The sequence below is a fragment of the Streptomyces sp. WELS2 genome (genome assembly GCF_013870595.1).
GTDB lineage: Bacteria > Actinomycetota > Actinomycetes > Streptomycetales > Streptomycetaceae > Streptomyces.
On the sequence record NZ_JACBWZ010000001.1, the window covers coordinates 14,620 to 33,246 of the forward strand.

17 protein-coding genes are annotated in these 18,627 nt (G+C 70.5%); 6 read left to right on the forward strand and 11 right to left on the reverse strand.

What is annotated here, in order from left to right; genetic code table 11:
• Positions 1 to 65: 65 nt before the first annotated feature.
• The 4 genes from H5J33_RS00080 to H5J33_RS00095 all read right to left on the reverse strand — a co-directional run bounded on the left by H5J33_RS00080 (position 66) and on the right by H5J33_RS00095 (position 4,503).
• Positions 66 to 656 (reverse strand): hypothetical protein, encoded by a 591-nt coding sequence (locus H5J33_RS00080; protein ID WP_181792647.1) that lies wholly within the window; start codon positions 654 to 656, stop codon positions 66 to 68.
• Positions 657 to 782: 126 nt separating this feature from the next.
• On the reverse strand, positions 783 to 1,769 hold the full coding sequence (locus H5J33_RS00085; protein ID WP_181792648.1) for a helix-turn-helix domain-containing protein: 987 nt from the start codon (positions 1,767 to 1,769) through the stop codon (positions 783 to 785).
• A 515-nt stretch (positions 1,770 to 2,284) separates the two neighbouring features.
• Positions 2,285 to 3,745, reverse strand: coding sequence for a HAMP domain-containing sensor histidine kinase (locus H5J33_RS00090; RefSeq protein ID WP_181792649.1), 1,461 nt, complete (start codon positions 3,743 to 3,745; stop codon positions 2,285 to 2,287).
• Positions 3,742 to 4,503: a response regulator transcription factor gene (locus tag H5J33_RS00095; RefSeq protein WP_181792650.1), complete on the reverse strand. Its 762-nt coding sequence runs from the start codon at positions 4,501 to 4,503 to the stop codon at positions 3,742 to 3,744. The genes H5J33_RS00090 and H5J33_RS00095 overlap by 4 nt, the downstream gene beginning before the upstream one ends.
• A gap of 419 nt (positions 4,504 to 4,922) precedes the next feature.
• Here H5J33_RS00095 and H5J33_RS00100 point away from each other — a divergent pair, with 419 nt between their 5' ends.
• Genes H5J33_RS00100 through H5J33_RS00115 form a run of 4 tightly spaced genes read left to right on the forward strand, consistent with a single transcriptional unit; the run spans position 4,923 to position 10,729 of the window.
• Complete coding sequence (locus tag H5J33_RS00100) at positions 4,923 to 6,491, forward strand: IucA/IucC family siderophore biosynthesis protein (RefSeq protein ID WP_258564754.1); 1,569 nt, start codon at positions 4,923 to 4,925, stop codon at positions 6,489 to 6,491.
• Between the two features lie 37 nt (positions 6,492 to 6,528).
• The gene (locus H5J33_RS00105) at positions 6,529 to 8,223 is read left to right on the forward strand and encodes an IucA/IucC family siderophore biosynthesis protein (protein WP_181792651.1); all 1,695 of its coding nucleotides are present in this window, start codon (positions 6,529 to 6,531) and stop codon (positions 8,221 to 8,223) included.
• Positions 8,220 to 9,446 carry a type III PLP-dependent enzyme gene (locus H5J33_RS00110; protein WP_181792652.1) on the forward strand — a complete coding sequence of 409 codons (1,227 nt, stop codon included), beginning with the start codon at positions 8,220 to 8,222 and terminating at the stop codon, positions 9,444 to 9,446. The genes H5J33_RS00105 and H5J33_RS00110 overlap by 4 nt, the downstream gene beginning before the upstream one ends.
• Positions 9,443 to 10,729: an MFS transporter gene (locus H5J33_RS00115; RefSeq protein ID WP_220211783.1), complete on the forward strand. Its 1,287-nt coding sequence runs from the start codon at positions 9,443 to 9,445 to the stop codon at positions 10,727 to 10,729. Before H5J33_RS00110 ends, H5J33_RS00115 begins: the two co-directional genes overlap by 4 nt.
• A 79-nt stretch (positions 10,730 to 10,808) precedes the next feature.
• Here H5J33_RS00115 and H5J33_RS00120 read toward each other — a convergent pair whose 3' ends face one another.
• From H5J33_RS00120 to H5J33_RS00130, 3 genes are all read right to left on the reverse strand, one after another.
• Positions 10,809 to 11,996: a hypothetical protein gene (locus tag H5J33_RS00120; protein ID WP_181792674.1), complete on the reverse strand. Its 1,188-nt coding sequence runs from the start codon at positions 11,994 to 11,996 to the stop codon at positions 10,809 to 10,811.
• A 150-nt stretch (positions 11,997 to 12,146) separates the two neighbouring features.
• Positions 12,147 to 12,533, reverse strand: coding sequence for a hypothetical protein (locus H5J33_RS00125; RefSeq protein WP_181792675.1), 387 nt, complete (start codon positions 12,531 to 12,533; stop codon positions 12,147 to 12,149).
• Between the two features lie 129 nt (positions 12,534 to 12,662).
• Positions 12,663 to 13,439 carry an alpha/beta fold hydrolase gene (locus H5J33_RS00130; protein ID WP_181792653.1) on the reverse strand — a complete coding sequence of 259 codons (777 nt, stop codon included), beginning with the start codon at positions 13,437 to 13,439 and terminating at the stop codon, positions 12,663 to 12,665.
• Positions 13,440 to 13,552: 113 nt separating this feature from the next.
• On the opposite strand from H5J33_RS00130, the gene H5J33_RS00135 reads away from it, so the two are divergent.
• Positions 13,553 to 14,380: an AraC family transcriptional regulator gene (locus H5J33_RS00135; RefSeq protein WP_181792654.1), complete on the forward strand. Its 828-nt coding sequence runs from the start codon at positions 13,553 to 13,555 to the stop codon at positions 14,378 to 14,380.
• A gap of 225 nt (positions 14,381 to 14,605) precedes the next feature.
• Here the strand turns inward: H5J33_RS00135 and H5J33_RS00140 are convergent, their stop codons facing one another.
• The 4 genes from H5J33_RS00140 to H5J33_RS36955 form a co-directional block, all read right to left on the reverse strand.
• The gene (locus H5J33_RS00140) at positions 14,606 to 15,886 is read right to left on the reverse strand and encodes a serine hydrolase (protein WP_181792655.1); all 1,281 of its coding nucleotides are present in this window, start codon (positions 15,884 to 15,886) and stop codon (positions 14,606 to 14,608) included.
• Positions 15,887 to 16,110: 224 nt separating this feature from the next.
• A complete protein-coding gene (locus tag H5J33_RS00145) occupies positions 16,111 to 16,776 on the reverse strand; it encodes a response regulator transcription factor (RefSeq protein ID WP_181792656.1) in 666 nt (221 codons plus the stop codon).
• Positions 16,769 to 17,074 carry a sensor histidine kinase gene (locus tag H5J33_RS38550; RefSeq protein WP_399552731.1) on the reverse strand — a complete coding sequence of 102 codons (306 nt, stop codon included), beginning with the start codon at positions 17,072 to 17,074 and terminating at the stop codon, positions 16,769 to 16,771. Before H5J33_RS38550 ends, H5J33_RS00145 begins: the two co-directional genes overlap by 8 nt.
• Positions 17,075 to 17,097: 23 nt before the next feature.
• A complete protein-coding gene (locus H5J33_RS36955; RefSeq protein ID WP_258564756.1) occupies positions 17,098 to 17,835 on the reverse strand; it encodes a sensor histidine kinase in 738 nt (245 codons plus the stop codon).
• A 429-nt stretch (positions 17,836 to 18,264) separates the two neighbouring features.
• Here H5J33_RS36955 and H5J33_RS00155 point away from each other — a divergent pair, with 429 nt between their 5' ends.
• Positions 18,265 to 18,477, forward strand: a complete 213-nt coding sequence (locus H5J33_RS00155; RefSeq protein WP_181792672.1) for a cold-shock protein — start codon at positions 18,265 to 18,267, stop codon at positions 18,475 to 18,477.
• Positions 18,478 to 18,627 lie beyond the last annotated feature (150 nt).

Below are 18,627 nucleotides of genomic sequence, written 5' to 3' on the forward strand. Positions count from 1 at the left end.
CCACCCAAGGCCCTGTGGCGGTCCGCGTCCCAGTGGTCATCAGGGAACGGGCCGGTGCGTGCGGATCAGCGACAGTAGCTCTTGGCCTTGTGAGCCAGGGAGTTCTTGGGCACCCGCGTCTTGCAGCGGACGCCACCCTCCACGGGCACCGTCCAGCTCTGTGCCTTGCCGTACTGTCCGGTCTTGATCCACTTGGTGCCGCCGTCGCAACGGTAGGCCGTGTAGTAGCCGCTCACCTTCTTCGTCCCCGAGTACAGGACGTAGGCGCCCTTCCGGGTGAGCTTGTACTTGATGCTCTCGGAACTCTGGTTGGTGACGCTCTTGTTCTTCTGCAGGTGCACCTTCACCTCGACGCCCAGCTTGACGATCGCGAAGTCGGCCCCGATGCTGCCGCCGCCCTGTTTCTCGACCTGCGAGCGCACAGTGTTCACCTTCTTGGCCGAGACCTTCTTGGTCACCGGTCCGCCAGTGAAGTTCTCGACAATTTGCGCGTGCGTGACGACCCACTTCTTGGAGACGGAGCTCCACTTGAGTGCCATGCTGCCCGGGTCGCAGATCACCGGCCCCGAGGGCGCCGCGGCCGCCGGGACGGCGGACAGGAGCGACGCGGCGACTCCCACGGTGGCGGCGAGCGCTGCCAGCCTGGTGCTTGTCATGAATTTTCCTCCCGTTGGATTGTGGCGGCGCATGCGCACGTGACTGCGCCACCGCACATACAAGACCGTATGGAGCCAAGACCCATGCGTCGTTAGCGGGGAGTCCACACCCGCTTGGCGATGCGTCTACTCGGTGAGGGCGCAGGCCTCGTTACGGTAGTCGCTGGGTGGCATGCCGTAGATGGTGCGGAAGGCACGGGTGAAGTCGGCCGCGCGAGGAAAGCCCCAGCGGGCAGCGATGGCGTGGATGGGTGTGTGGCGCAGTGCGGTGTTGGCGAGGTCGTGACGAGCCCGTTCCAGGCGTTGCAGACGGATCCAGGCGGCGACGGTCGTCTCTTCGTGCTGGAAGAGGCGGTGGAGATAGCTGAGGGAGATGTGGTGGGCGGCGGCGACCGTTCGGGGGCTGAGGCGGGGGTCGGGCAGGTGCTGGTGGATGAACGCCTTGATACGGAGGAGCAGGGTGCAGCGGTGGGTCTCCGGTTCGAGTGTGTTGCCGGCATCGAGGGTGTGGGCGAGCAGTGCGGAGAGCAGGTCGATGGCGACGGTGCCCAGCCGTGGCCCGTCGGCAGGCTGGTAAGCGCCGGTGTCTGCCCAGATCCGGCTGAGGAAGTGAGCCAGTAGGCCTCCGAACCCGTCATGCCCGGACATCCGGCAGTTGATGAGCTGGTCGGTGCTCTTCGCCGGCAGGGGCAGCAGGTGTCGTGGGATAAAGACGCCCGTGCCCAGGACACGGTCCTGGGCGTATCCGGTGCGCGCTTCCAAGAGGTAGGGGCGTGAGGTGTCGAGGAGGGTGAGGTCGTACGCGCCGTAGGCCGCTTCGCGGTCGCCCTGGGTCAACGTCATGGTCCCGCGGAGGGCGAGGGACAGGTGATACATCTCGGGGTCGGAGCGCCCGATCAGTTTCGGGGTGCGCCGCAGTGTCATCTGGGGGTGCTCGGTCTTCCACAGGCGCACAGCGCCGAGGTGCAGGAGTCGCTGTGACGCGGGGAATTCAGCCGCGTGGTCGCTGAGAATCTGTGCGGGCACATAGCTCTTGGACATGTGCTCACGCCAGTAGTCGAACCGGTCCACTGGGGCCACGTCCTCAGTGCATAAACCAGTGTTGATCAGCATGTCCATACTCCCGCGGCGGCGCGCGTTCGCCCTCTGCTCCCGGTGGGGCGGGTCAGGACCATCACCCTACTAAAGGGTGTTGCAGAAGGCTCAGGCTTGGGCATTTTTGCGAGTGACGTCGGCTTGATGGTGCGGGAACGGGGAATTCACGTACTCCTCCACGAACACAGATCCACGAGCGGAGAACACGGGTGCGCCCGGCCGGAGGGCCGGGCGCACCGGAAGGAAAGTGGGGGATCAGCGCAGGCGACCGAGGTGGATGACGCTGACGCGGACCTGCCGGTCGCTGATCTCGTACATCACGTGGTCGACGCGCTGGTCGCGTCCCGCGCCGTAGGACACGCCCCGCGGTGTTCGGGACGAGCGGTCTAAAATCACGCATGGGAAGCCGACCCCTGTTCCTCGCCCGGCACGACGGTATCCGGGACCTGATGCCCGAACCGCTGCGCTCCTCGTGCCGCCCGAGCCCGCGTGCTGCGCAGGCCGGGCAGGACGACACCCCGCCGGACGCCGTGTCACCTCGCGGGCTTGGGAAGACCTGCGGGGACCACGTCCGCGCAGGTGCCCGGGTGGCCCCGGTGCGTGCGGCTTGCCGCCCGCTGGAGGTGGACGACGGCATCGAGTCCACCGCCGGGAGCCGCCTCCAGGGTGACCTCGCCACCGCCGGCGCGGGTGAGGTGCCGGACCATCGGCAGGCCGAGGCCCGTGCCGTCGTGGTCGGCGTCGGCGGCTCGCCAGAAGCGGTCGAAGGCGCGCTGCCGTTCGGCCTCGTTCATGCCGGGCCCCTGGTCAGTCACATGCAGCTCGGCCATGGGCGGGGTGCGGCTGTCTTCCTTGGGAACGACGGTCGCCAGCGCGATGGCGGATCCCGGCGGGGACACACGCAGTGCGTTGGAGAGCAGGTTGTCGATGATCTGCTCCAGGGCGCCGGGCACCGCCCACACCCTGACGGCCGCGGCCCCGGAGACAATGAGGTCGACGTCTTGTTCGTCGGCGAAGGCCGCCCAGATCGCCGCGCGATCGGCCACGACGGCGGGGAGATCGACTGTCTCCGGCCTGATCGCGGAGTTCTCCAGCCGGGCGAGCGCGAGCAGCCCCTGCACCATACGACTGAGCCGCTCCAGTTCCCCGAGTGCCTGGTCCAGGCTGTTGTGGGCGCAGGGGTCGAGGTGCGGTTCGAAGTTTTCCAGGCGCAGGCGCAGGGCCGTCAGCGGAGTCTTCAGCTGGTGTGACGCCTCGGAGGCGAAGGCCTGCTGAGCCTGCAGCAGGTGCTGGAGCCGGGTCGCGGTTCTCGTGAACGACGCGGCGAGGCGGCGCAGCTCCGGAGGCCCCTGGTCGGCGGCCGGTGGATCGGTGATCCGGCCTTCGGCGAGTTGTGCGGTGGCGCGTTCGAGGGTCTGGAGCGGACGGGTGACGGAGCGGGCGAGAGCGAAGCCGATCACGGAGACGGCGGCCAGGACGCCGAGCCCGGCAGCCGCGAGGACCAGCCAGGTGGCGTGGACTTTCGCCGTGATCGGTCCGAGGAGATAGGTGGTCCGCACGACGCAGGCGACGGCGGCGGCGTAGCCGCCCGGCACGGTGACGAAGAGGATGTCGCCGCCCGTGGACGGGTCGCTGCGGGTGCCGACGGCGGGACGGCCGCGCAGCGCGGCGAAGACGCCCGGCTCTGCGGACAGGTCCTTGCCGGGCAGGGTCCGGGCGGCGGTGTCGGTGAGGACGATGCCCCGACGGTCGGCGACGAGTACCCGGCTGCCTGTTCGCCGCCCGTATGCGCGGGCGAGTTCGGGCAGGTCGGCCGTCAGCCCATGCTCCATCTTGTCCTCGCAGACCTCCGCGAGCGTCATCGCCCCCTGCTGCGCCGCATGGGAGAAGCGGGACAGCTCGCTGCGGGCGTAGAAGACGCCGAAGGGCACTTCCAGTGCGAGCAGGACGAACAGCATGAGGCTGAGATGGCTGAGCAGCAGGCGCCGAGTCACCGGGGTGTTCCCCCGCGCGTCGGCACTGCGGCGGACGTGGTGTCGGCGTGTGCCGGTGGGACCAGGCGGAAGCCGACTCCGCGGATGTTCTCGATCCAGGCGGAGTCGCCGAGTTTGCGGCGCAGCGCGGCGATGTGGACGTCCAGGGTCTTGGTGGGGCCGAAGAAGTTCGGTTCCCACGCCGTGTCGAGGATCTGCCGGCGGGAGCAGACCGCTCCGGGGTCCTCCGCGAGGCAGACGAGCAGATCGAACTCCTTGGGTGCCAGGGCGACGGGTGCCTGGTGCAGACGTACCTGCCGGGTGCGGCGGTCGATGGTCAGCGGGCCGATCCGCTGGATGTCGGGCGTCCTGGTCGGTGCCGGGTCGTCCGAGGGATCCGGTTCCGTACGGCGGGTGTCCGCGCCCGCCGGACGAGCGCGGCGGGCGACGGCACGGATCCGGGCGACGAGTTCCCGTACGCCGAAGGGCTTGGAGACGTAGTCGTCCGCGCCCAGCTCCAGACCGAGCACCCGGTCCACCTCGTCGTCCCGTGCGGTGATCATGATGATCGGCACGGACGAGCGGGACCGGATGGCACTGCAGACGTCGAGGCCGTCCATATCGGGCAGCCCCAGGTCCAGCAGCACCATCGCCGCCTCCGGCACGGCAAGGCCGTCGGCCCCCGTTCTGGCGTGTTCGACGGTGAATCCGAAACGGCGCAGTCCCTCCATCAGCGGCAGGGCCACCCGGTCGTCGTCCTCGATCAGCAAGACACGCATGCCGGAAGGCTCACAGATCTTTACCGGGGGGTGTGGAGCAAACGCCGGAATCTCCCCCGAGTCGGTGATCCCGCACACTCGGCGTAACCGCGGGAGAGTGCCGCGACGACGACATCCAGGACATGGACAGCGAGGAGTAAGCGGGGAGTTAAGGCTGCGAGCGCCGCGGGCGCGGGCACCCAGGCGACAGCGGGAAACCGATATACGGGCGGACCGCGTACGAGGAAATCGCTGCCGGCGGAATCGGCCGGGGGACGGGGAGGAAAACGGCAGCATCGCAGTAATCCCGGGATTCCCGCTGTATGTGCTCTGGCAATTCGCTTGATCGTCTTCCCGTAGCGTCGGTCGCACGGCCGGTGCCACCGGGGCACCGTGCGGCACGTACCCCCACGAGCACCTGGGATGTCCCATGCCCCTTGATGAACTACGCCTCGCGCGCCCGGACCTGGTGGAGCCCTTCACGGCCGGCCGCGCTCCCTGGAGCGCGCGCCACCGTGCTGGGCCGGCTGTGGGGGGCCTTCGCGCGAGAACCCGTGCCCGGTGTCCTCGGACGCCGCCGGGACGCCGGCGCCCTGGTGGTGGAGCTGCGACGTGGCGGCACACTCTCGGCGGTCGAGTCCAGCGCCCGGCCGTTCGCCGAGGTGCCCGACGACTTCGCCGTGTCCGGGCCGGACGGGCCGATCAGCGGGCCGGTGGAGTTGCTGGCCCAGCTGGACCTGCGTACCTCCGCCGCGGAGCGGCTGGCGGCCGAGCTGGACAACAGCGTCGTCAACCTGGCCTTGGCCCGGGCCGCGAACGCCGGAGGAAGGGGCGTGCCGGAGGACTCGGCGGATGCCGAGCAGGCGGTCGTCGACGGCCATCCTCAGCACCCCTGCTGCCGGACGCGCACCGGCATGTCGATCGCCGACGTGCTCGCCTACGCACCCGAGCACCACCCGGTCGTCCGGCTGGCGCTGCTCCGCGTCCCGTCCGACCGCTGGTGGGGGGCCGGGACCTGGCCGCGGCACCTGCGGGACGGCGACGCGGTCCTGATGCCGCTGCATCCGTGGCAGCGGGACCATGTGCTCGTGCACCACCCCGACCTGGCCGTCATGGAGGAGACGATCCCGGCCCGGCCGCTGCTGTCGATGCGCACCCTGGTGCCCTTGGGCGCCCTGCCGGGCTGCCACATCAAGACCGCCCTCGACGTTCAGGTCACCAACTACCGTCGCACCATCTCCCCGGCTGAGGTCGCGGACGGGCCCCCGCTGTCCGACCTCGTCTCGGCCGTCGTCGACAAGGCCGGGTACGGCGGAAGCCTGCGCGTTCTGCGGGAACTGGGCGGTGGCGCGGTGTGCGTCGACGGGCAGCCGTCGGCGAGCCTCGCGGTGATGGTCCGGGAGTCGACCGAGTGCTGCCTCGACGCCGGGGAGATCGCGGTTCCGCTCACCGCCGTCCACGCGACCGGAGCCGCCGTGGTGGCGGGGGACCCGGTGCGCTGGCTGTCGGACTTCGCCGGACTGGTCCTGCCGCCCGCTCTGACACTGCTGTCCATGGGCGTGGCACTGGAGGCACACGGTCAGAACACCCTCGTCGTCCTGCGGGACGGGCGGCCGGTGCCGGTGCTGTACCGGGACCTGGACGGCGTACGGGTCAGCCCGCGCCGTCTTGCTCGCTGCGGCTTCACCCCGCCTGCCCTGCTCGGCACCCGCGCGGGCGACGACATGGAGGCGCTGCGCACCAAACTGTTCGGCGGTCTGATCAGCGGGGTCTTCGGCGAGCTGGTCGACGTGCTCAGCCGGGCGCAGGGGGCCGATGCACGAGTGCTGTGGGGCGTGGTGGCCGAGGCCGGCCGCCGGGTGTACGCCGGTCTGCCGGAGCAGGAGGACGAGGCCGCATTCCTCGGCGACACCATGCCCCTGAAGGCGACCATCACCATGCGCCTGGCCGAGGACCCGGGCAGGGCCCGGTGGACGCCCGTCCGCAATCCCCTGGCGTCGTGCCGTTGAACTCCGACACCGACCACCGTCCCCCTGGAGCGACCGTATGACCACCGGCACTGCCCCCGGCACCACCCCCTCAGGCGCGAGCGCGCCCGTCACGACAGCCGACACCGTCACTGCCCACACGTTGCTCAACTGCCTGATCCGTGAGGTTTCCGCCCCCGAACACCAGGTGACGGTCGGCGGCGACCACCTCCTGCTCCGACTGCCGCGCCACGGGATCCTGCTGCGTTCCCGGCTGCGCCGGGTCTCGCTGATCGGAGCGCACCGCTTCGAGGGCCCGGTACAGCGGCTTGACGACGACGCCTGGACGACCGTGAGCTGGCGAGAGCTGGCCGGTTACATCCGGCACGAACTGGAACTGCGTACGGGTGTCGCCAACGAGGAGTTCCTCGCCCAGGTCGCCGACAGCCGGGAGACGATCCGCACCGCGCTCGCAGAGCGGGCGGGCGCGACACCGCACACAAACCCGTACGTGGCGTCGGAGCAGTCCCTGGTGTTCGGGCACCGCTTCCACCCCACTCCCAAGTCCCGCACCGGCGACCCGGCGGACTGGCTGGCGTACGGCCCGGAGACGGGCGCGCGCTTCCGCCTGCGCTACCTGGCCGTACGCCGCCACCTCGTGCGGGAGGAGGGCGAGCTGCGCGAGCTGGACGCGCTGCACCCGGCGACCGGCCCGGGATTCGCCGTCCTGCCGGTGCACCCCTGGCAGTTCCGGCTGCTCGGGGAGCCCCAGGCACTGCGCGAGGCCATGGCTTGCGGCGATGTGGCCGACACCGGGGTGAGCGGACCGGAACTGGTGCCGACCGCGTCGGTGCGCACGCTGTACGACGTTGAGAGCGACACCTTCCTGAAGTTCAGCCTGAACGTGCGCCTCACCAACTGCCTCCGCAGGCACGCCAGTTACGAGCTGTCCGGTGCCGTCGCCCTGAATCGCCTGCTCCGGCCCGTCTTCGACGAACTCGCCGGTCGCTTCCCCGGGTGCGCGCTCCTGGCCGAGCCCGGCTACCGCACACTGGACGCGGCCGGCGACACCGCCCTCCTGGAGGGCCTCGGAGTCATCGTCCGCTCCGGCCTGCGCCGCCACCTGCGTCCCGGGGTGACGCCCCTGCTCGCCGCCGCGGTGGCGGACGAGTACCCCTCCGGCGCGGCGCACGTGTCCCGTCTGCTTGCCCGCGGTGACGGGGACGTACTGGCCTGGTGGGACGCGTACCTGCGGCTGCTGCTGCCACCGGTGCTGGCCGCCTACTTCGAATACGGCGTCGTACTCGAACCCCACCTCCAAAACGTCGTCGTGGGCGTGCACGCGGACGGCACTCCGGCACAGATGTTCTTCCGCGACCTGGAGGGCACCAAGCTCCTGCCCGGGCACCACGAGCGCGCCCTCTCGGATCTGCCCGAGGACGTCCGCGGTCCTCTCACCTACGACCCGGAACGTGGCTGGAACCGGGTCGCGTACTGCCTCCTGGTGAACCACGCGGCCGAAGTGCTCGGCGCCCTGGCCGACCTCGACCCGACCTTGGAACCCGCCCTCTGGGGCCTGGTCCGCGACCACCTCCACGCCTACGCCCGCACCGCCGCCCAACCGCCGCGCTTGCGCGCCCTGCTGTCCGGAGTACCTCTGCCGGCGAAGGCCAACCTGCTCCTGCGCTGGTCCCGCAAGGCAGACCGGCACGCCACCTACGTCCCCCTGACCAGCCCCCTCGGCGCGGACTTCCCCCGCGAGGCGATCCGGTGAGGGCCGCCCTGCTGGACCATGTCGTCCGGCTGACCGACGACGACCTGCCCGCGTACCTCTACGACCTCCCGGCCCTGCGCGAGCACGTCCACGCCGTCCGGGCCGCCCTGCCGGACCGTGTCGGACTGCTGTACGCGGCCAAGGCCAACTCCGACCCCCGGATCCTCGGGGCCCTGGCCCGTCACGTCGACGGTTTCGAGGTGGCCTCCGGCGGCGAGCTCAGCCATGTCCGTGCGCTCCTTCCCGACACGCCGGTCGCCTTCGGGGGCCCCGGCAAGACACGGACGGAACTGGGCCACGCGCTCGACGCCAAAGTGGAGCGCCTGCACATCGAGAGCGAACACGAACTGCGTTTGCTCGCCAGCCTGTTGGGTGGCCGGACGGTCGACGTCCTCCTCCGCGTCAACCTCCCCGTCGACCTGCCTGTCGATCTCGACCGGGCCGGCCTGGTCATGGGCGGCCGGCCCAGCCCCTTCGGCATGGACCCCGCGCGGCTGGACCGCTGTCTGGAGCTGATCGCCCCCGCCCCCGGCATCCGGCTGCGCGGCCTCCACTTCCACCTGGCCAGCGGCCTCACGGCCGCGGCCCACCTGGCGCTCGTCGACGGGATCCTGGCCTGGGCCGGGGACTGGGCGGCGCACCGTCGCGGCGTGCGCCTGTCCGAGGTGAACGTCGGAGGGGGGATGGGCGTCGACTACGCGCACCCCCGCCAGAGGTTCGACTGGCCCGCGTTCGGCGCCGGACTACGCCTGCCCCTGGCCCGCAACCCCGGTCTCACCTTGCGGATCGAACCCGGTCGATCGGTCACCGCCTACTGTGGGTGGTACGTCACCCAGGTGCTTGACATCAAGTTCAGCCGCGGCCAGGCGTTCGCCGTGCTGCGCGGCGGCACCCACCATCTGCGCACCCCGAGCGCGAAACAGCACGACCAGCCCTTCGAGGTGATCCCCGACGATGTCTGGCCGAGCCCCTGGGACCGGCCGGAGGTCCGCGACGAGCCGGTGACGCTGGTCGGACAGCTGTGCACACCCAAGGACGTCCTGGCACGCCGGGTCAGGGTCGCACGGCTGCGCGTCGGCGACCGGGTCGCCTTCGCCATGGCCGGCGCCTACGCCTGGAACATCTCCCACCACGGCTTCCTCATGCACCCCCACCCGACCTTCCACCACGTCGACGAAGCCGAGATGCCTGACCCGGGCACGTACGCCCGCCGACTGTCATGAGCGCGAGCCCCCGCGTGCCGGTGAAGGCCGTACTCACCGTCCGGAACTTCCGTCACTACCTGCTCGGACAGCTGACGTCCAACATCGGCACCTGGATGCAGCGCGCCGCCCAGGACCTGCTCGTCCTCCGCCTCACCGGCGACAGCGGCGGCGCGGTCGGCATCGTGACCGCACTGCAGTTCCTCCCCCAGACGCTGTTCGGCCTGACCGGAGGCGTCCTCGCCGACCGGTACCCCAAGCGGCGGCTGCTGCTGTTCACCCAGACGGCCATGGGGGCGCAGTCGCTGCTGCTCGGACTGCTGACCATCACCGGGGAGGTGAACCTGCCGTCCGTCTACGCGCTGGCCTTCGCCCTGGGCACCGCCACCGCCGTGGACGGCCCCGCCCGGGGCGCCTACCTCTCCGATCTGGTCGCGCGCGAGCTCGTGACCACCGCGGTCAGCCTGAACTCCGCGCAGTTCAACGTGGCCCGCGCCGCCGGCCCCGCCCTCGCCGGCCTGGCGGTCGCCGTCTTCGGCACGGGCCCGGTATTCCTCGTGAACGCGGCCTCGTACCTGGCCGTCCTCTACGGCCTGATCACCATCAGGACGGACGACGCGGGCGCCCCGGACGAGCGTGGCCGGCCCCGCCCCGGCCGCACCCGGCCGCGCGACGCCTTCCGCCACATCGCCTCCACGCCCGGACTGCTCCTGCCGCTGGTCCTGATCGCCTTGGTCGGCACCTTCGGCCTCAACTTCCAGGTGACCATCTCCCTGGTGTCGATCACGGCCTTCCGCACGGGCGCCGCCGCCTTCGGCTGGCTCTCCGCCGCGTACGCCCTGGGCAGCCTCGCCGGCGCGCTCTACGGGGCGAGTCGCGGCAGGCAACCCACGGTACGCCGTCTGACCACCGCCACGGTCGTCTTCGGGGCACTGGAGACAGCACTGGGTCTGATGCCGGGCTACGGCACGTTCATGGCCCTCCTGCTGCCCACCGGTTTCGCCGCGGTGACCGTGACCACGACCGCCAACGCGCTGACACAGCTCCATGCCGACCAGCACCTGCGGGGCCGCGTCATGTCCGTCTACTTCCTGGTCCTCCTCGGCGGCACTCCGGTGGGCGCCCCGCTGGTGGGCATGGTGTCGGACGTCCTGGGCGTCCGCTCCACCCTGCTCCTGGGAGGCGTGATCTCGGCCTCCGCCGCGCTCACGCTCCCCGCCCTGATCCCGGTGATGACCGCGAGACGCCGTCCGAAGGCTGGATCGACACCGTCCACGACGGCTACGGCACCGGCGCGGAGGTGACGCGCGCACCACCTCGGCCGACGGAAGCCCCGGCCGAGGCTGCACCCTCCGCAGGGTGTGATCGTGACGCCCCGCGCCTTCAGCGTCTCAGGGCGTACACGTACCTGGTGCGGTACTTACCGGGGTGGGTGTCGTCGTCCCCGGGCGCGTACTCGCCCAGGGTCCACAGCACGTCACCGCGGGCGTCGTAGCTGAGGTCCTCGGGTCCGGGCGGGAGTTCCCAGGTGGTGCCGGCCGGGCGCCAGCTCCGGAGCTCGCCGTTGCCGCTCACCCCGTGGCCGACGTTCAGGTAGTAGCGTCCCCCGACACTCACCGCGCCCTGGACCGACCGGGGTCCCGGGTAGACGATCGGGACGCCCGAGGTGCCCCTGGCCAGCAGACCCGTTCGCGGGTTCAGCGGCCACCGCGCGATCCTGGGCCGGTGGCCGTCCTGCGACCACTCGCTCACCACCAGGCGGTGCGTCGCCTGCGAGCGGTCCAGCGCGACCTGGGAGTAGGTGAAGCCGCCTGCCGTGTCGCGGTAGGTCAGCACCTGGGGCAGGACGTACGCGTACCCTTCGGCGCTGTAGTAGCCGTCCTGGAACCCGAAGCGGCCCTGGTTCCGTGCGGCGGTCCGGACCCGCAGCATGTTCTCCAGGTGGAAGACCCGCAGTCCGACGCGGGTGTCGGTGACGTACAGCCACTTGCCGTACCAGACCAGACCGCCCGCGTGCACATGGACGGCGCGGAACCCCGGGTCCCGGCCCTGCATCTCCGGTTCGGCCAGCAGGGCGTGCCAGTACCGGACCGGACCGGAGGCCGGCACGTGCACCAGGCTGATCCGCGTGCCCTCCGCGCGTGCACCGGGGTGGGCGTCCCAGGACACCAGCAGCACGGTGGCACCGGGGGATCCTCCCAGGGCGTCGTAGTTGCTCGTGATGCCCTGGGGTCGCCAGTTGCGGGTGAGGAAGTCATCGTCCGCCCAGCGGAATCCGGTCTTCAGACGCGGGACGCGCCGGGGGTCGGAGGGGCGGCCGGCCGGATAGGGCACCCGGCTGATCCTTGTGCCAGTGCGTTGCGGGCTGCTCCGTACGATCTCGTCGGTCGACACCCGCCAGAGGCCGACCCGGTCACCCTGCCGCGCCGCGCGGTCGTTCAGGCGTTGGATGACGGCCCAGTACCTCTGCCAGGTGTCACCGGGGTCAAGCCGGCGGGAGGTCTCGGCGGCGTACGCGGCCGGCGACGAGAGCAGTTCCCCCGCCGCCGCGACGAGGGGTGCCCCGACCATGCCCCGGAGGAGGGCTCTTCGTAAGGTGTCCATACCCGGTCAAGGTAGGCAGAGCCGCCCTCACTGCCTAGGGTGCCCATCGTTTTTCGGACATAGGCCTCTGCTGCCGCATCGCCAAGCGGGCCTGCACTCAGCGCTGGCCTCGGCCTTTCATGACGGTCTGCGTCTGATGTTGGGCCGGCCCAGTGCCCGTCTGTCGCATCGAGTGGGCGCCAGTGACCGGCGATACGGAGGATGCGGCGGCGGCCGGTGGTGACGAGCTGGGCGGCGGTGACGAACAGGCGGACGCAGGCGGCGGGACTCCCAGTGCTGCTCGCGGTTGCGAGCGAGCTGCCCGCGCATGAAGTCCGGGGCGAGGCTGTGCCCGGCTACGGCCTGGTACCCGGTGAGGACCCCGTCGTTCACGGCGTCGGTGCCGGTGGCCGCGGCGAAGAACCCGGTCTTCCTGGCGATGTGCAGGTGCGGGCGGCCGGTCAGGACCAGGGCGATGAGGGGCTGCGCCTGGCCGGTGGCGTAGTTGGGGCGGTGTCGATCCACTGCGCGCCGGAGGCGGCCGCACGGGCAGCCGCCTCCGGGATCGCCCGGCACCGGTAGTTGCCCAGCGCGAGCTCCGCTGTTACAGCAGGCTTCCCACAGTCGCGGCCTGCCCGGCAACCGTGGGGACGGTCAGACCGCCGGCGCGAATGCGGTGATGGCGTCGACGAGATCGGCCGGGGCTTCCAGCGGGATCAGATGACCGGTGTGGGGGACCACCACGAAGTCGGGGTGGGAGAGGTAGGGCACCAGGTTGTCGCGGAGCACGCCGACGGGCTCCACCTGGTCGTGTTCTCCGGCGACGACGAGAACGGGCACGCTGACCATGCGCGTGTGTTCGGTGATGTCCTGCGCGATGCCGTGCAGCGGCCACTCGGTGCGGGCGGCGTCGGCGGCGGTCCGCGAGTCGGTCACGATCTGCGCCTTGACCGGCTCGGACAGCTCGGTCGCGGTGAGGACGTGATCCCGTGCCCCGGCCACGGACTCGGCGGAGTCGTAGGCGTGCGACAGGGCTTCCCGGTACTCGGGAGTGACCTCTGCGGCGGGCTTCGCCGGGCCGGAACCGACGAGAACCATGCCGCGCAGGCCGGCGGGCCGGGTGGCCGCGACCAGCTGTGCGACCTTGCCGCCCATCGAATGCCCCACCAGGACGTAGTCGGTGACCCCCGCGTCCGCGAGTACGGCGAGCGTGTCGTCGGCGAGCTGACCGAGCGTGTAGGGACCGGGCAGAGCGCTCGACCGGCTCCACCCGCGGAAGTCGACCGTGAGCACGTCACGGCCCGCCAGGCGGTCGACGACGAGGTCCCAGGTGCGGGCGGAACCACCCCAGTAGTGCAGGAACACCAGAGTCGGTCCGGTCCCCGTCCGATGGTCGTAAGTGGGCAGTAGCGTCTGCTGCGTCGTGTCCATGATGGCTCTTCCGGTCGATGCTCTGGGTCATTTGCCCCGTGCGTTCATTGAAACTTCTGCACCCGGACGGGGGCATTGGTGTGACTGGTCACCCGATGGCGAAAACTGGACACATGAGCGTGATCCGGCAGATGACCTACCAGCCCGCGGGACGCCCCGCCGCCTCGGTCGAGACGATGACGTTCGGCCGCCTTCGCGAGCTGAACGACGGCGGCACGCAGCGCGCCGACTTCCACGTCCTTGCCGTCATCGACGCCGGACCCGGCTCAGTCGCCGTCGATTTCCACCGCCACCCGCTCGAAGACCGGTCCGCGGTGTGGATTCCGCCCGGCGCGGTGCACCGGTGGGATGACATCGCCGACGTGGCAGGACACCTCGTGCTGTTCGTGCCGACCGCGCCGGTCACCCACGTCACCCGAGAACTGGCCGCCTCCCCCGACCCGGCCGCGCACTGGAGCATCCCCGACGCCGACTGGCCCTTCGTCGACACGGCGCGCAGCCATCTCCTCCTCGAAGCTTCCGCCCCACCCAGTGACTCCCGGACAGAGCTGCCCGAGATCCTGCTCTCCGCGCTCATCACCCGGCTGCACCCGCCGCACACCGAAGCACGGCTCACCCCTCAGGTGTTCCGGTTGTTCCGCTCCAGCGTCGAAGCGCACTTCCGGCAGCACCACGACGCCGGCTACTACGCCCGTACGCTGGGATACGCGCCCCGCACCCTCTCACGAGCGGTGCAGCAGGCCACCGGCCGCACCGCGAAGGCGTACATCGTCGAACGGATCGTCCTGGAGGCCAAACGGCTCCTCGCACACGACCGCCTCACCGCCGCCCGCTGCGCCGACGTACTCGGTTTCCCCGACGCATCCAACTTCTCGGTGTTCTTCCGCAAGGCGACAGGCATGCGTCCGGGTGCGTGGCAGGCGACGGTGGCCGCCGAGTGAGAGCGTCCGGCTCGAAGTTTTTGGTGGCTTCTTCCACCAAGATCCGCTCGATGTGAACGAACCCGCTGTTCCGCCAGTGCCGGTCTTTGGTGCCGATGCCTCAGGAGGCGGCGCGGCATGCGGGTCGTCCGGCCTCTCGTGCAGAACGCACGTAAAGGCAGCCGTCATGTACAGGTCAGCAGCGAGGCGGTCGGCGAAGGCGGAGGCGGCTATTGTCCGCGGCCGTCAACCGGTCGGGCTGTCCGAGGGCTGGGGCTTGCCGAGCATTCGGCAGGTCGCGGCGTCGACGAGGGCCTTGTTCGTGGTGGCGGCCTTCTTTTCTTTGATGCCGAAGTTCGTGATGGTGAAGACCGCGACGCTACGGGTGCCGGTGGCGTCGGTGTAGATCTCACTGGAGTAGCCGGGCAGGCCGCCGGTGTGACCCCAGACCGTGCCGCAGGGCGTGTCCATCTTCATCAGGCCCAGACCGTAAGCTCCGCCCTCCTCGGGGGCGTCCACGGTGGTGCGCATCTGCTTCATCTGGGCCTCGGGCAGCAACCGCCCGGACATGAGCGCGGTGAGGAAGCGCTGCCAGTCCTGAGCGGTGGAGAGCATACCGCCTGCCGCCCACGACCAGCTCGGGTCGATGGCGGCGGTGTCGATGTTGTCCCCGGGGCGTTCGGGCCCGGCGAATCCGACGCCCTCGGGCAGGTCCACGGTCCCGGAAAGAAGGGCCTTCAGACGCTTGGAGTCCGGCTCGTAGCCGGTCGCGTGGCGTTTCCCGGCGGGCCAGGCCGCGTCCGTGGCCAGGTACGAGTTCTTCATGCCGAGCGGCCTGGTGAACCTCTGCTCGATCAGCTCTGCCAGGCTGCTTCCGGTGGCCTTCTCCAGGATCAGCCCGAGAGCCTCGTAGTTGGCGTTGCTGTAGGAGTATTTCTCGCCCGGCTCGGTCGGCGGGTCCTGTTCGGGAGTGGTGGCGAGAAGTTCCCCCGGGTTCCACGTGCGCTGCTCCTGACCGGTGAGCGAGGGCAGGAACTGGGGCGTCAGCAGGAAGTCTCCCAGGCCGCCGGTGTGGTTGAGCAGCATCCGTACGGTGATGTGCTCACCGCCCTTGACCAGGCCGGGCAGCCACTTCTCGACTGTGTCGTCGAGGCTGATCTTCTGCTGGGCGACCTGTTGCAGGACGAGGGTCGCGGTGAGCGGCTTGGTGTTGGACCCGACTCGGAACTGATCGCCGGCGGCGAGGCGGTGGTCGTCCTTGGTCCAGGCGGCTTGCTTGGCGATCTCGACGGGCTTCCCGTCGCCGGAGTCGACCCGGACGATGACACCCAGGGAGCCGGTGTCTGCCGCCTGCTGCGCGAGGCGGGCCAGCCGCGCGTCGGCCACCGGGCTCGCCGCGCTTTGCCCGGCGGCCGGTTTGGCCTCGTCCGAGCAGTTCGCGAGCGCCGCGCCCAGGCAGGTCGTCAAGGCGATGGTCAGCGCTCCGCGGCGGATTCGGTGGCGGCGGGACAGTGTGGGTGCGGACATGGCAGTTCCCTTCGGCGCGTGACGATGTGCTGCGTGCGTCGAGGGACCGGACGATCGCCTGATGAGCGGCCGTTCGGCGGGTCCCGCGCACACCTTCCATTCAGTCAGCGGCGCGCCGCTGGTACATCGCTCGATGGCGGGCTTCCCACCGGCGCGGGGTCACTCCAAGGAGTGACCTCGCGGGGTACGGCGTCCCGCCGGCCCGCGCTCTGACCGAGGGCGGTTCAGGACAGGCTGTTCCTGGCCAGCACCGCCGCCTGTGCCCGGCTCTGGCAGCCGGTTTTCGTGAGCACGCGGCTGACGTGCGTCTTGACCGTGTGCAGGCTCACCACGAGCCGGTCGGCGATCTCGGCGTTGCTCAGCCCATCCCGGATCAGACGCAGTACGTCGACCTCCCGCTGGGTGAGGTCCCTCAGCCGGGCCAGGTCATGATCGCTGGGCTGGCGCCGGCCTCTGAGATGGCCCTGGATGATCCGCTGGGTCACCTCGGGGCTCAGCGCGCTGTGCCCGGCCGCCGCGGCACGCACGGCCGCAGCCAGCTCTTCGTACGAACTGTTCTTCAGCAGGAAGCCGGAGGCCCCGGCCGTCAGCGCATCGTCGACGTAGGCGTCCAGGTCGAACGTGGTCAGCATGAGCGCCCGGCTGCGCCCCGGCCCGAGCAGTCCCCGGCGGCCCAGCTCGCCCAGCGCCCACAGGCCGTCCCGGCGCGGCATCCGGATGTCCATCACCAGCACATCCGGCCGCAGCCGCGCACACACCTCGACGGCTTCCTCACCGTCGTTCGCGGTGCCCGCCACGGTGATGCCCGCCTGGCTGTCCAGGATCACGCTCAGCCCTGTACGGATGACCGGCTCGTCGTCCACGACGAGCACGCTGATCTGCTCAGGCATCCGCACGCTCCCAAGGCATCGTCGCCGTAACACGGAAGCCGCCGTCACCGGTGGGACCCGCGGTGAGTTCGCCGTCCAGCGCGCCCACCCGCTCCTCCATGCTGACCAGGCCGAGCCCGATGCCCGCGCCGGCCGCGACCTGCCGCCTGCCGCGGCCGTTCAGGATCTCACACCGCAACTCTCCGCCATCTTTGCCGCAGACGGTCACCCGGACGGGCGCTCCGGGTGCGTGCCGGCGAGCGTTGACCAGTGCCTCCTGCACGACGCGGTATACCACCAACTGGACCGGCCCCGGCACGGACTCCGGCGCGACGTCCGTCGTCAGCTCGACCGTTCCCCCGCGGCACGGTGGCTGTCCAGCAACGCGTCCAGCTCGCCGAGGTCCGGCACGGGCTGGAGCGGGACGGCGTCCGCGGGGTCGCGCAACATCCGCAGCAAGTCACGCAGCTCGCCGCTGCTCTGCCGGCCCGCCGCCGCAAGGCCATCGATCTGGGCACGGGCCCAGTCGGGCAGCTCGCCGCCGCGGGCCCGCAGCGTCTCCGCATGCACGACGAGCAGGGTCAGCGAGTGCGCGACCACGTCGTGCATCTCACCCGCAATCCTTGTCCGCTCGCGTTGCGTGGCCTGTGCCGCCTCCAGGGCCTGTACCCGGCGCGCGTCGGCCGCCCGCCGCTCGGCCGCGGCCAGCAGTTCCTGCCGGGTGCGCGCGGCAAACCCCATCACCCAGGCCAGCGGCATCGGGGCCAGCGCGGCGAGGACGTCCAGGCCGCCCTGGAAGTCGCCGGAGTCGGTCGTCATCCGGTTCAGCCACAGACCGGCCACGCCCAGCACGGCGACGCCGAGGACCGCCGACACGGTCCGCCGCCAGCTCACGCCGCGGTCGCCCAGGTTGTAGAGCAGCACCGCCGGCGGCAGGAAGACCAGGGGTGACAGCTTGGCCCCCTCGCCCGCACTCCCCACCAGCGCCGCCAGAAGAGCCCCTAACCCCACGACGAAGGCGGTGGCCGGCAGCCGCCGCCGCAACAGCACAACCACCACGCCCACCGCCTCGTACGCCATGAGCGATACCCAGGCCGGCCCGGCGGTGTCCACGTACGGCTGCGACAGCAGCGCCGGCGCAAACGTCAGTACTACCAGCCCGGCATCGGCACCCCACCCGGGCCACCTGCCGTCCCTCACTCTCATCCGTCCGACACTACGACCTCGCAGACAGGTCTTCGTCACTCCAAAGAGCCACTTCGCGTCCCCTCCCGTGCGGAGGATCGGACTCTCTCCGTCGCCAACACCGGTTGACAGCCTGAGTGCTGACCTCTCTGAGCCCCACCTCAATCAACGCAGTAACGATAAAATTCGACAGGGCTGGCCCGGACCCGTGAAGAACGTAGGGAAGGTTGATTGCGCTGGTCGATGGCCCGATTTACCTACGCCGGAGTGGCGAGGGTGGTGTGATTGGAGTTGATCATCATCCGCAGAGAGATCGGCAGCAGCGTGAACAACCGACAGACCGGCACGGTGAAGTGGTTCAACGACGAGAAGGGGTTCGGCTTCATCACCCCTGATGGTGGGGGCGACGACCTGTTCGTCCACTTCAGGGCTATCGAGGCCGAAGGCTTCAAGGCCCTCAAGGAGGGGCAGAGGGTGTCCTTCGTCGCCGAACGAGGCCAGAAGGGCATGCAGGCGGCGCAGGTCCGTGCCGAATAGTCCTTCTGGCGTATAGTCGCGTCTGCAAATTCCCCTCGGGCGCGACCACACGCACCGGCCGGCAGTCTGACAGGGTGCCCAAAACATCGATGGCAGACGATCAATGTTCGTTGGCACAGGACAGACCGCTCGGGACGGCGCCGGGCGCGA

What these genes read in the sequence shown, in the direction of transcription:
- H5J33_RS00145 (WP_181792656.1), bottom strand. Translation starts at nt 16,776, where the DNA reads ATGCCTGAGCAGATCAGCGTGCTCGTCGTGGACGACGAGCCGGTCATC.
- H5J33_RS00130 (WP_181792653.1), bottom strand. Translation starts at nt 13,439, where the DNA reads ATGGACACGACGCAGCAGACGCTACTGCCCACTTACGACCATCGGACG.
- H5J33_RS00135 (WP_181792654.1), top strand. Translation starts at nt 13,553, where the DNA reads ATGAGCGTGATCCGGCAGATGACCTACCAGCCCGCGGGACGCCCCGCC.
- H5J33_RS36955 (WP_258564756.1), bottom strand. Translation starts at nt 17,835, where the DNA reads ATGGCGTACGAGGCGGTGGGCGTGGTGGTTGTGCTGTTGCGGCGGCGG.
- H5J33_RS00105 (WP_181792651.1), top strand. Translation starts at nt 6,529, where the DNA reads ATGACCACCGGCACTGCCCCCGGCACCACCCCCTCAGGCGCGAGCGCG.
- H5J33_RS00085 (WP_181792648.1), bottom strand. Translation starts at nt 1,769, where the DNA reads ATGCTGATCAACACTGGTTTATGCACTGAGGACGTGGCCCCAGTGGAC.
- H5J33_RS00080 (WP_181792647.1), bottom strand. Translation starts at nt 656, where the DNA reads ATGACAAGCACCAGGCTGGCAGCGCTCGCCGCCACCGTGGGAGTCGCC.
- H5J33_RS00095 (WP_181792650.1), bottom strand. Translation starts at nt 4,503, where the DNA reads ATGCGTGTCTTGCTGATCGAGGACGACGACCGGGTGGCCCTGCCGCTG.
- H5J33_RS00140 (WP_181792655.1), bottom strand. Translation starts at nt 15,886, where the DNA reads ATGTCCGCACCCACACTGTCCCGCCGCCACCGAATCCGCCGCGGAGCG.
- H5J33_RS00100 (WP_258564754.1), top strand. Translation starts at nt 4,923, where the DNA reads ATGAACTACGCCTCGCGCGCCCGGACCTGGTGGAGCCCTTCACGGCCG.
- H5J33_RS00115 (WP_220211783.1), top strand. Translation starts at nt 9,443, where the DNA reads ATGAGCGCGAGCCCCCGCGTGCCGGTGAAGGCCGTACTCACCGTCCGG.
- H5J33_RS00120 (WP_181792674.1), bottom strand. Translation starts at nt 11,996, where the DNA reads ATGGTCGGGGCACCCCTCGTCGCGGCGGCGGGGGAACTGCTCTCGTCG.